7 protein-coding genes are annotated in these 12,343 nt (G+C 67.6%); all 7 read left to right on the top strand.

The genetic code is table 11. The annotated features are described in order from the left end of the window. Nucleotide 1 precedes the first annotated feature (1 nt). The 7 genes from AB0C28_RS52425 to AB0C28_RS52395 all read left to right on the top strand — a co-directional run bounded on the left by AB0C28_RS52425 (nt 2) and on the right by AB0C28_RS52395 (nt 12,290). The gene (locus tag AB0C28_RS52425) at nt 2-3,886 is read left to right on the top strand and encodes a hypothetical protein (protein ID WP_358084514.1); all 3,885 of its coding nucleotides are present in this window, start codon (nt 2-4) and stop codon (nt 3,884-3,886) included. 35 nt (nt 3,887-3,921) lie between these two features. After that, nucleotides 3,922-6,771, top strand: coding sequence for a BREX-2 system phosphatase PglZ (gene pglZ / locus AB0C28_RS52420; protein WP_358084511.1), 2,850 nt, complete (start codon nt 3,922-3,924; stop codon nt 6,769-6,771). A gap of 25 nt (nt 6,772-6,796) precedes the next feature. Beyond that, the gene (gene brxD / locus AB0C28_RS52415; protein ID WP_358084508.1) at nt 6,797-8,125 is read left to right on the top strand and encodes a BREX system ATP-binding protein BrxD; all 1,329 of its coding nucleotides are present in this window, start codon (nt 6,797-6,799) and stop codon (nt 8,123-8,125) included. Further along, nucleotides 8,125-10,305: a DEAD/DEAH box helicase gene (locus AB0C28_RS52410; RefSeq protein ID WP_358084505.1), complete on the top strand. Its 2,181-nt coding sequence runs from the start codon at nt 8,125-8,127 to the stop codon at nt 10,303-10,305. The genes brxD and AB0C28_RS52410 overlap by 1 nt, the downstream gene beginning before the upstream one ends. Nucleotides 10,306-10,359: 54 nt before the next feature. Beyond that, entirely contained in the window at nt 10,360-11,274 is a 915-nt protein-coding gene (locus AB0C28_RS52405) for an ISAs1 family transposase (protein WP_358084502.1), read from the top strand. 263 nt (nt 11,275-11,537) lie between these two features. After that, the gene (locus tag AB0C28_RS52400; RefSeq protein ID WP_358084499.1) at nt 11,538-11,852 is read left to right on the top strand and encodes a hypothetical protein; all 315 of its coding nucleotides are present in this window, start codon (nt 11,538-11,540) and stop codon (nt 11,850-11,852) included. Nucleotides 11,853-11,855: 3 nt separating this feature from the next. Then, the gene (locus AB0C28_RS52395; RefSeq protein ID WP_358084650.1) at nt 11,856-12,290 is read left to right on the top strand and encodes a tyrosine-type recombinase/integrase; all 435 of its coding nucleotides are present in this window, start codon (nt 11,856-11,858) and stop codon (nt 12,288-12,290) included. Nucleotides 12,291-12,343 lie beyond the last annotated feature (53 nt).

Genomic DNA, 12,343 nt, shown 5'->3' with positions numbered 1-12,343 from the left:
CATGGCAGAGCAGCTACTTCTGAGGGATGTCATCGACATCAAGGAGTCCATCTCCACCTCGGACTTCGTGCTGAGCCTCGCCGAGGCGGTGACCACCGAGGGGGCCGAGCACGCCCTCAAGAACTACGTCGTCACCGAGCGACTGCTGGAGAACTTCGACGAGGCACTCGGGCTAATCAAGTCCGCTCTCGATGGGCGCACTTCGAAGGCCTCCTACCTGCACGGTTCGTTCGGCTCCGGTAAGTCGCACTTCATGGCCGTGCTGTACGCGCTGCTCAGTGGGAACTCGGCAGCCCGCGCACGCCGCGAGTTCGATCCCGTGCTGGCCAAGCATGAATGGCTGGACACCGACGGTAAGAAGTTCCTACTGGTGCCGTACCACATGCTCGGTGCCAAGGCCCTGGAACAGCGGGTGCTGGGCGGATATGTCAGCCATGTCAAGAAGCTGCACCCGGACGCGACAATCCCGCAGGTGTACCGGACGGATGCGCTGTTCATCGATATCCGAGCCATGCGGGAGAGCATGGGCGACGCGGCAGTCATCAGCGGGCTGGGCTACAGCGGCGGGGAGGTGGATGAGTACGACGAGTGGGGCGAGTCGTTCGCTTGGACGCCCGCGCTGCTCGACGCGGCGCTCTCCGCCGAGGAGGCGCACGACGGAAGTACACCGCTGGACCTCGTGCACCCGAACACCCCGGCCGAATTGCGGGCCAAGCTCGTACATGACGCGAGCACCTATCTGCTGCCCGGGTTCGCCAAGAACGCGGCCGAGGACGAGCACGGGTTCATCTCTCTCGACGCCGGCCTGTCCGTCATCGCGGAGCATGCCCGGTCGCTGGGCTACCACGGTCTAATCCTCTTCATGGACGAGCTGATCCTGTGGCTGGCGACGCTCATCCACGACCAAAGGTTCGTGGCCCGCGAGGCCAGCAAGATCACGAATTTTGTGGAGGGCGGGGACGCCAGGCGGGCCATCCCGATCGTGTCGTTCATCGCCCGCCAGCGCGATCTGCGCGAGTTGGTCGGCGAGGAGGTCTCGGGCGCAGCGGAGGCGTCGATCCAGGACACGCTGAACCTCGCCTCAGGAAGGTTCGACAAGATCACACTTGAGGACCGGGACCTCCCTCGGATCGCACACGCCCGCCTGCTGAAGCCCAGGCCAGGCCAGGAGGCGCTGATCGCCGCAGCATTCGAGCGGACCAAGAAGGTCGGCCCGCAGGTGTGGGACACCCTGCTCGGCTCGGACAAGGGGATGACGGGGGCGGACGAGGAGTCGTTCCGGCTGACCTATCCCTTCTCGCCCGCCTTCATGGACACGCTGGTCCACATCTCCTCCGCCCTGCAGCGCTCTCGCACTGGTCTGAAGCTGATGGGCCAGCTACTCGCCCGTCGCCGGGACGACCTTCGGCTTGGGGATCTGGTCCCGGTGGGCGACCTGTACTCGGTGCTCGCCGATGGTGGTGACAAGCCGTTCGTGGACAGCCTGAAGGTGGTCTTCGAAGCCGCCGATAAGCTGTACAAGACGAAGCTCCGGCCGTACCTGCTGACCTCATACGACGTCAGTGAGGACGACGTCGAGCGGTACGTGCACCGGCCCGAGAGCGTCACCGACTCTGGTTTGACCCAGCGCTGCAAGTCGTTCGTCGGAGACAACCGCCTGATCTGCACACTGCTGCTCTCGGCGCTCGCGCCCAGCGTGCCCGCTCTCAGCGATCTGACGAACCGCCGCCTCGGCGCGCTCAACCATGGTTCGGTAACTGCGCCGATCCCGGGCAGCGAGGTCGGCATCATCAAGAGCAAGGTGGCCGAGTGGGCCGCCCGCTTCCCCGAGATCAAGGAGACCGGTACCGGGGCCAACGCGGGTGTGCGGCTGGAGCTGTCCGGCGTCGACGTCGACTCGATCATCGCCAACGCCGCCGTCAACGACAACCCAGGCAACCGGATGGCACTCGTCAAGCGGCTGCTCGCCGATGAACTGGGCGTGGACCGGTCGGACGGCAGGCTCGGCGCCGACGACCTGAACTTCGTCTGGCGCGGTTCCAACCGCTCAACAGAGGTGATCTTCGGCAACATCGCTGACGAGGACGACCTGCCCGACCACGAGCTGCAGCCGCAGCTCGACGGTCGGTGGCGTATCGTCGTCGACCTGCCCTTCGATGAGGGGGCGTACGGTCCCGTCGACGACGTTAACCGTATGCGTGCCTTGCGGGAGCGGCAGGGCGAGCCCGCCCGCACAGTCGCCTGGGTGCCCACCCACCTGTCCGCTCAGCGGTTCGCGGACTTCCACAGGCTTCTCGTCATCGATAAGGCGCTCGACAACGAACACCGGTTCGCCACGCAATACGCCGCCCATCTCAACGCCGACAACCGGGCTCGCGCCAAGGGCATGTTGGAGACCCAGCACGCAGCCCTGCTCAGACAGGTGAAGACGGCTTTCAAGCAGGCGTACGGTCTGGCGGACAAGAAGGCGTCCGACGTAGAGCTGGACTTCGACGACCACCTTGTGGCGCTGCCCGACATCGGCAACCTGACCCTCTCCTTCGCCAAACCGATGCGAGACGCCATCAGGGACATCGCAAGCAAGCTGCTCGCCCACCAGTTCCCCGCGCACCCGAATCTGGACCGGGACGGCACTGGCGTCGCGGTGAAACCGGCTGACGCCAGGATCGTCTTCGCTCACATACGTACGGCTGCGGAGGCCCGCGACCGGCGGGTCGAGGTCCCTGAGAAGGACCGCAAGTTGATGGCGCGGGTGGCGGAGCAATTGGAGCTCGGGCACCAGAAGGAGGCATACTTCGAGCTGTCCACCCGATGGGTGGATCACTTCCGCCGGATGGCGCAGCGTGAAGGCTTCACCGGGGACCTCAGTCTGATCACTCTCGTGGACTGGACGGACGAGCCGAACAAGCGCGGGCTGGAGCCGTTCCTCGCCAACCTGGTCATCGCCGCGTTCGCGGAGATGGACGACCGTGTGTGGGTGCGCGGAGGGGTCCCGCTGGACCCAGCGCCGGAGCTATCACAGGTCAAGGCGGGTGATGCGCTACGCAACCAGCCACTGCCGAGTGAGGATGACTGGATCGAAGCCCGGGGGCGATACGAGGCCATCTTTGGGAACAAGGCACCGGCGCTGCGACGTGGGCGGATGGTGAACCAGTTCGCTCGGCAGATCGTCGAGAGCGCCCGAGGGCGCCAGGAAGCCGCGGCGGAGCTGGTTCGCCGCTTGGAGGCGCACGCCGCGTTCCTCGCCTTGGACGAGACCGACGAGAAGGGGCGCCTGACGCTTGCCCGTCGCTCCCGTGATCTGCTGAAGGAACTGCTGGCCGTCAGTCAGGGAGCAGCAGGGGCAGGCGGAGCGAAGAAGATCACCGAGTCACTGGCCCGATTCGATCTCGGAGAGATGAGCGCCGAGCGTTACGGTACCTCCATCACGCGGGCGCATGACGTCACACAAGCGCTGACGGCAGCGGCTTGGGACACGCTGGAGCTGGCCGAGGGACAGGGCGCCGAAGGGCAGGCACTGCTGGAGTCCCTGCGCGGGGTCGCGCAGGCCGATCAACTGACGGCCGACCTCATCGGAGCTCTGGACAGAACCCGCCGCGAGGTCACCGCGCTGGTCAAGCGCAACCAGCCTCTACCCGTTTCGCCGGGCCGCCGAGCGGTGGATGTGGACCTGGACACGCCTTCGAGCCATCCCCGTGTGCCGGCCAACACCGGCTCCGAAACCATCCCTATCCCTGGCGGTGGCACTTCCAGCGGGGGGAGCCGGCAAGGAACGAAACGCACGACGGCGGCCAAGGCGGCCATCGACCTGCAGTCTGACCTGGCCGAATTGGCGAAGACAAACCCGGGCGCCAACATCGAGATCCATTGGCGGGTCGTGGACTGATGGTCACAGGTCCTATCCAGGAGTACACAGGCGCTATGCGGCTCACTTCCGCAACCGTCGCCCAATTCCTGTCCGCCCAGTCGTCGCTGACGGACTCCCTGACCGGCGGCGAGCGGCGGCGGGTCGTGCTGCTGCGCTCAGCACCTGAATGGGATGGGCCTGAGGAACTGGCCTGGGGCGAGGAACGGCGAGCCCGGATCGCGGTCGCTCCCTCGCCGCTGGCCGTACACGAACTGGTGCTCGGCCACCTAGCGGCGCACGCCGCAGGACCGGCGGTGCTGGTGGTACTGACCGACCGGGAGCAGAGCGAACTGGACCCGGCAATCCTCGCCCGCACACACAAGCAGCGCATCGAGACAGTCGACGGCTGGAGCGTCGTCCGGGACGCGTTCGGCGCCGAACAGATCGACTCTCGTCTGAGGGCCGACGGCTGGGCTGCCGAAGCCCTCCTCGACGCCACACCCCCGGGCGGATGGCCGCCGCTCGCCGGAGGGATACTGTCCCGCCGTACCGCGCTGTCGGCGCTCGCGCTGCGCCGCCTGCGCCTCGGCCGCTACGACACTGAAGGGGAGCTGGCAACCGGCCGCGCCCGGAGCGATGACGGCCTGGACACCCACACCCTGCTGCGATGGTCGCTCGCCCCTGGCGCACTGGAGCGGCTGCTTATGCTGCGCGGCCCGGAGCGCACCGGACTTGCAGCGTTCCTCGGCGAAGAGGACCAGGCGGGCCTCGCTGGGCGGGCGCTGCTCGCACTGGCGGAGGCCGAGCACGGCGCTGACGCGGTCCCGTTCGGGCTGGTGTGCGCGGCACTGTGGCTGCACGCCGAGGCAGACACCCAGACGTACCGCGTGCGGGGGCGGGCCGAGCGGTGGTTCGGGGAGGCGGCGTACGCGGCCGGTGAAGCCCTCGACACGCTCGTTGCCGCTTTCGCGGGCTCTTGCGAGAAGTTCATGATCAACCTGCTGGAGGCGGGCCGTACAGGGGGCGACGAGGACACGGCGCGCGAGGCAAGACGGATCACGGGCACGGTGCTGGACCGGGCCGCCTCCCTGACCCGACAATTCGGCGCCGAGACCGCCGTGGAGGCCAGCCCAGTACTGGTGGCTGGGCTGGAGGCCCGGTTCGCGCATGCTGGGCAGGCACTGGCTGCTGGGAAGGCGAAGACACTCACGGAGGCCGTACAGGTTCTGGACGCTCATCTCCTGGCGGCCGGCCCGGACGTGCGAGTGCGCATTGAGCGGACGCGGATGGGACAGCGGCTCGCGCGGTGGCTTGCCACTGACCCACCCACCGGCGCTGAGACGGTCGCTGCGGCAATCGAACGCCACATCGCCGAAACCGGCTGGGTTGACCAGGCCCTGGAGCACATCGAAGCCGGGGGTGACCCCAACCCCCACTTGAAAGCCGCCTACGACACGCTGGGCTCCCGGGTGCGCAAGCAACGACGCAAAATCGACCAGACCTTCGCGCGTACGCTCGCCACCTGGACTGCGGCGGGTACGGAGGCCGGCTCGATGCTGACCGTGGAGTCCTTCCTTACCCGCGTCGTGAAACCGGTCGTAGCCGCGAAGACGGGGCGGCGCACGCTGCTGCTGCTCCTGGATGGAATGAGCGCGGCGATCGCCACCGAACTGGGTGAGGAACTCCGCCGGCACTGGGCCGAGTACGACCCGGTGCCGGACCTTGCGGACCAACCACCGAGGCGGCGCGCTATGGCTGCCGCCCTCCCAACGCTGACCGCGATCTCACGGACGTCTCTGTTCGCCGGGAAATTGGTTACGGGCGCACAGGCTGACGAGAAGCGGTTGTTCCCCGGTCACCGATTCTGGGGCGGGATCCGGGCCGCAATCTTCCATAAGGACGACCTGCGAGGAGAGAACGCTGGCGACGCGTTCGGGCCGGAACTGACCGAGGCCCTCGCCGACGAGCAGACACATGTGGCGGTCGTGCTCAACACCATCGACGACAGGCTCGCCAAAGAGCAGAAGCTCGGCGACGGCGCGTGGCGGCTCGACCAGATCGGAAAGCTGCGGGAATTACTGCGTGTTGCCGCGGCCCAGGGCATGGCGGTGATCCTCACCAGCGACCACGGGCATGTCGTGGACCGCCACGGCGCAAAGATCGACGGCGACGGCATCGCCTCCGCCCGACACCGCACCCTCGGCGGCTCGCTGTGCGAGAACGAGGTCGCGTTGTCCGGCCCGCGGGTGGTGTGGCCGGACCCGGGTGCCTCGATCGTGGCGCTGTGGGACGCGGATTCCCGCTACACGTCGCAGAAGGCCGGCTACCACGGCGGAGCCTCGCTGGCCGAGGTCACCATCCCCATCCTGGCGTTCCTGCCCTTCGGCGCGGAGCCGCCCAAGGGCTGGCGTGAACTCGGCGACCAACGTCCGGCATGGTGGTCTGAGGAGTCGGAGACCCCCTGCCCCGCCGCTCTGGTCCCCACGGCGGCGCCGGAGCCGAAGCGGCGCGCTTCGAAGGCGTCGAAAGCGCCGGCTGCGATGGGTGAAGCGCTCTTCGATGTGGTACTTGAGCTAGGAGGCGACGAGGCCCTTCTCACTCCTCGCTTGACATCGCCCGCTGACGCCCTGGTAGATGCTCTGCTGGCGTCAGAGATCTTCCGGGCTCAGGTGTCGCTGCTGGCGCGCAAGCCTCCCATGGACAAGGTTGAAGCGGCGGTGCGGGCACTGACCGACACCGGTGCGCTCCCGGTCACCGCCCTGGCTCAGCGCGTCGGCTACCCGGCGGGCCGGGCCGACGGTTTTGCCGCCGTCCTGCGCCAGCTACTCAACTATGACGGAGTGCAGGTTCTGGAGACCTTGCCCGATGGGCGCACACTGCGGTTGAACACGGGACTGCTGCGAGACCAGTTCGAATTGGCATGACGAGCACGATGGGAGGCTGGCAGGCGTGAACACCGCTCCGCCACCTCGTTTCCCCCAGGTCAGTGCGGTGCGCCGGCGCGCGGTGATTGACGCGCTGCGGCGCGGTGCCGTCCCTGAGAGCGGACTGGACATGCTTGCCACCGGCCTCGACCGATTTGAGTCGGCGCTCGACGCCGAACTGGACGCGGTCGGCTCCGGCGCGTCAGTGTTCAAGGCCGTGCGAGGAGAGTACGGATCCGGGAAGACGTTCTTCGCGCGATGGCTAGGAGAGCGGGCCAAACGGAGGAACTTCGCCGTCGCCGAGATCCAGGTCTCGGAGACCGAGACGCCCCTGCACCGACTGGAGACCGTCTACCGGCGGCTGACCGAGCGACTCTCCACCGCCAGTTTCCCGCCGAGCGCGCTGCGGTCGGTGGTGGACGCGTGGTTCTACGCGCTGGAGGAGGACGCCCTCGCGGCCGGGGCGGACGAGGACGAGTTGTCTACCGAGGTGGAGAAGCTACTGGCCGCCCGGCTCACCGAGGTGTCACGGCACGCGCCGTCCTTCGCACCCGCGCTCCGCGGCTACCGGGCCGCGCTCGCCGTCGGAGACGAGACCACCGCCGCCGCGGTGCTGGCCTGGCTCGGCGGGCAGCCGCACGTCGCCTCAGCTGCGCGTCGGTTCGCAGGCGTGCGGGGGGACCTCGACCACTTCGGCGCACTCGGCTTCCTGCAGGGACTACTGACCGTGCTGCGCGACTCCGGACACCCCGGGCTTCTCGTTGTGCTGGATGAGGTCGAGACCCTGCAGCGGGTACGTACCGACGCACGCGACAAGGCGCTCAACGCACTGCGGCAGCTCATCGACGAGGTGCACTCGGGCCGCTTCCCCGGACTGTATCTGATGATCACTGGGACCCCTGCGTTCTACGACGGACAGCAGGGAGCACAGCGCCTCGCGCCTCTGTCTCAGCGGCTGGCAACCAACTTCACCGCCGACCCGCGCTTCGACAATCCGCGCGCGGTGCAGATCCGGCTGCCTGGCTTCACCCGGGAATCACTGGTGGATCTAGGAGTGACCGTCCGCGACCTCTACACCGCCGGAGCCGATGCTCCGCAAAGGATCAAGGACCTCGCCGACGACGCGTATATAACCGACCTGGCACGGGCGGTCGGCGGGGCCCTGGGTGGCAAGGTCGGCGTAGTTCCCCGGCTGTTTCTGAAGAAGCTTGTCGGCGACGTGCTCGACCGCATCGACCAGTTCGAGGACTTCGATCCCCGGCAGCACTACACCCTGACGATGCAGAGCAGCGAACTCACTGACACTGAACGGAATTTGGCCACCTCGGCCGACGATGTCGACCTGGACCTGTGATGGCGGACCGCGGTGACGCCCTGGACAGACTGGACCCGGTCGTCCTGCACCACATCGTGAACAGCCTCGGCTGGCCCGACCTGCGTTCGCTGCAGCGCGCGGCGATCAGGCCGCTGATGGATAGTGAGGACGCGGTTCTGCTAGCCCCGACCGCAGGGGGCAAGACCGAGGCCGCTTGTTTCCCCCTGTTGTCCATGATGGTGCAACAACACTGGACCGGCGCATCGGTGCTTTACCTGTGCCCGCTCAAGGCACTGCTCAACAATCTCCTCCCGCGCATCGACTCCTACGCCCAGTGGCTCGGACGCCGGGCCGCGCTCTGGCACGGTGACGTCCGTGCGTCGCAGCGGCAGCGGATCAGGACCGACCCACCCGACATCCTGCTCACCACCCCCGAGTCTCTCGAGGCGATGCTGATCAGCGTGAAGACCGACCACACGCACCTACTTGGCCACGTCCGTGCGGTGGTCGTCGACGAGGTTCACGCCTTCGCCGGTGACGACCGCGGCTGGCACCTGCTGGCCGTGCTGGAACGGCTGGAGCGCGTGACCAACCGCGCCATTCAGCGGATCGGCCTATCAGCAACAGTGGGGAATCCGGAGGAACTGCTCACGTGGCTGCAGGGATCCGGCGCCGGAAAACGGATCGGTCAGGTGGTCGCACCCGACATCCCGCGCGCGGTCGCGGCCGCGCGCGGCTCAAACGCTTCTGGCTCCGAGCTTTCCGGCTCGGAAGGCTCTCACCCGGCCAGCGACGTCGAACTCGACTATGTCGGCTCGCTCGACAATGCCGCGAAGCTGATCGCCTCGCTGCATCAAGGCGAGAAACGGCTGGTGTTCTGCGACTCGCGGTGGCAGGTGGAGCAGCTCGGCGCTGCTCTGCGCGCCCGCGAGGTGAATGTGTTTCTCTCTCACGCCTCGCTTTCCACAGAAGAGCGTGCCCGCTCGGAGCGCGCCTTCGCGGAGGCCCGCGACTGCGTCATCGTCTCCACCTCCACGCTTGAACTCGGTATCGACGTCGGCGACCTGGACCGGGTGATCCAGATCGACGCACCAACTACTGTCGCATCATTCCTGCAGCGCATCGGCCGCACCGGACGGCGAACCGGCACCGTACGCAACTGCCTCTTCCTCGCAACCAGAGGAGAGACGCTGCTCCAGGCCGCGGGGCTGCTCCTGCTGTGGGGACGGGGGTGGGTCGAACCAGTGACCGCACCGCCGGAACCACGCCACATAGTGGCACAGCAACTGCTCGCCGTCACCCTCCAGCAGCACCGGATCGGCGACCAGTTGTGGCCCGAGGAGTGGAACAGCCTGGCCCCCTTTGACCGCTCGGCGGCTCCCATCCTGCGGCACATGCTTGACAAGGGGTTTCTCAACGAGGACGGCGGGCTGTTGTTCATCGGTCCCGAGGCCGACGAACGCTTCGGCCGACGCCACTTCATCGAGCTGACTGCCTCCTTCACGGAACCACCGCAGTTCACCGTGCTGGCTGGCCGCCAGGAGATCGGGCAGACCGACCCCTCGGTGCTGACCGAGGAGAGAGCGGGACCGCGCCTGCTCCTACTCGGTGGCCGGAGCTGGCGGGTGACCTTCATCGACTGGACGCGCAAACGGGCCTTCGTCGAGCCGGCCGAAGGCGGTGGCGTCGCCAAGTGGACGAGTTACGGCATCGCCGGACTGTCCTACAGCTTGACACGAGCGATGCGTGAGGTCCTTCTTGGGGCGGATCCACCGGTGTCATTGACTCGCCGTGCCCAGGCCAAGCTCGCCGAATGGCGAGAGGAGGAGGCGCCCGGCACCGTGCATCCTGGAGGAACACTGATCACCCGCGCAGGTGACGGCGTTCACTGGTGGACTTGGGCCGGATACCGCGCGAACGCAACGCTCACTGCCACACTGCCGTCGATCGCCGACCCGATCCAGCGGCCGACAGACTTCTCCGTGCGGCTGCGTCAGGACCTGAGTCCCGACGCCTGGCGAGAGGCTCGCGGCAGAGTGGGCGACGGGGAACTCCTGGTACTGCCCGACGTCGACCGCCGCGCCGTTGCTGGGCTAAAGTTCTCCGCTGTTTTGCCGGAACGGCTGGCGATCGCGACGGCCTCGGCCCGGCTGGCCGATTTCGCCGGAGCCCGCGCCGCTCTGACCGAGCCGGTGCGCTTACAACTTGCCCCGGCGTGAGGCGTGATACTACCCACCTACTCCCACGGCTGCTCCCCGCCCGATGAGTCCACGGTGCGTGACCTGCTGGAAGCGGTGGATGCGACCGCGTTCGCCGCCGCGTGCGGCAGCTGGCTGACCGACCTGACCGCCGAGCGCGAACAAGCGGGCGAACAGCAGGACGGGCCACTGCACAACCCGGTGAGCCGCTCGGTGGGCGGACGTCGGCATGTCGCTGTCGACGGAAAGGCACTGCGCGGTACGAGGCACGGCAACGCGACCGGCCGCGCAGCCCACGTATTGACCGCCGTCACCGCCCGCACCATGGGATTGCTGGCCCAGACCGAGGTGGACGGCAAGAGTAACGAAATAACCGCGTTCGCTCCGATGCTGGCCCCGCTCGACCTGGCCGGCGTTGTGGTGACCGTGGACGCGCTGCACACTCAGCGTGAGCACGCGACCTTCCTGGTCGAGAACAAGCGCGCCCACTACATCTTGGTGGTGAAGAAGAACCAACTGAACCTGTATCGCCAGGTCAAGGGCCTGTTGTGGCGGCAAGCCCCGATCATGCACAGTGAGGATCATCACGGGCACGGGCGGTCTGAACGCCGTCAGCTCAAGGTGCTGACCGTGCGTTCCGGCATCGCCTTTCCGTATGCCGCCCAGGCGATCGCTATCATCCGGAAGACCCGCCCCAGGCATGGCGGCCGATGGAAAACCGTCACCGTCTACGCCATCACCAGCCTGGCCACCCACCAGGCCGGCCCCGCCGAGCTGGCCGTCTGGATCCGCGCACACTGGCAGGTCGAGGCACTGCACCACGTGAAAGACGTGACCTACCGCGAAGACTCCAGCCGCATCCGCACTGGCAACGGCCCCGCTGTCATGTCTGCCCTGCGCACCCTGGCCATCGGCCTGCTCAAAGCCGCCGGAGCGACCAACATCGCCAAAGCCACCGAGACCACGCCCGCCAAGCGCATCGCTGCCTGACCACCCTCGGCATCACCTAACCGAACCGGACATCAAGCCAGAAAACGCGAGAACCCCGGAGCCCTGGGGGATCGCTGACCAATGCGGAGGGTGTGTCCGAGGGCGTCCGCCTGTCGCTCATCCCGCTTCGGAGACACAGTCGCAGGCCATAGCCTCGCCACAGATAACACTCTATTATCTGGGGGATCGCTGATCACGACCTGCGGCAATGAAGGCGAGCCGCTACGTGAAGCGCCCCTGTTATCTGCGGCAAGGAGGACGCCGTGCCCGCCGTGACGTCGCTGTCGGCCGCCCAGCGCCTGACGGTCCGCACCGCGGCCGACGCCTTCCTCGACACCCTGCCCAATCCCAACACCGTGCGCGCCTACGCCGCCGGCGTCGGCAAGATCGCGCTCCAGCTCGGCGAGCACCGCCCGCTCTCGGCAGTGGCCGACGACGAGATCGGCGAGGCCCTGGAAGCCCTGTGGGGCGGCGCGGCGGTCAACACCTGGAACGCCCGCCGCGCCGCCGTACTGTCCTGGCTGGCCTGGTGCAGCGAGCACGGCCACACCGCACCAGCCGTACCCGCCTGGGCCTAGCGGCTGGCCGCACCCGACAGCCAGACCCCCGCCCACTCCAAGACCGCGATCGACCGGCTGATCGCCCGCCGCGACGTCGGCATCCGGGAGAAGACCCTCTACCGGCTCCTGTACGAGACCGCCGCCCGGGCCGAGGAAATCCTCACCCTCAACATCGAGGACCTGGACCTGATCGCCCGCCAGGCGCGGGTCAAGGCCAAGGGCGCCCGCGCCAAGACCCGCCGCCGCGGCCAGGCCCGCGAGGACTTCGTGCTGGAGACCGTCTACTGGGACGCCGGCGCCGCCCGGCTGCTCCCTCGCCTGCTCAAAGGCCGCCCGCGGTCCAGTCTTTGTCACCCACCGGCGTCCCGGCCCCGGCAAGATCGTCAGCCCCCGCGGCATCTGCCCCGACACCGGCCTAGGAATGTCCTGAAGATCTTGATGGGTGGGTCGGCATGAGCTGGCTCACCCTCTTGCTATGCAGTGATCGGTTTGAGAGCCCAGATGCCGTT

The organism is Nonomuraea sp. NPDC048892, from assembly GCF_040649735.1.
Lineage (GTDB): Bacteria > Actinomycetota > Actinomycetes > Streptosporangiales > Streptosporangiaceae > Nonomuraea > Nonomuraea maheshkhaliensis.
This window is presented reverse-complemented; position numbering and strand designations above follow the sequence as displayed.

What these genes read in the sequence shown, in the direction of transcription:
- AB0C28_RS52425 (WP_358084514.1), top strand. Translation starts at nt 2, where the DNA reads ATGGCAGAGCAGCTACTTCTGAGGGATGTCATCGACATCAAGGAGTCC.
- pglZ (WP_358084511.1), top strand. Translation starts at nt 3,922, where the DNA reads ATGCGGCTCACTTCCGCAACCGTCGCCCAATTCCTGTCCGCCCAGTCG.
- AB0C28_RS52410 (WP_358084505.1), top strand. Translation starts at nt 8,125, where the DNA reads ATGGCGGACCGCGGTGACGCCCTGGACAGACTGGACCCGGTCGTCCTG.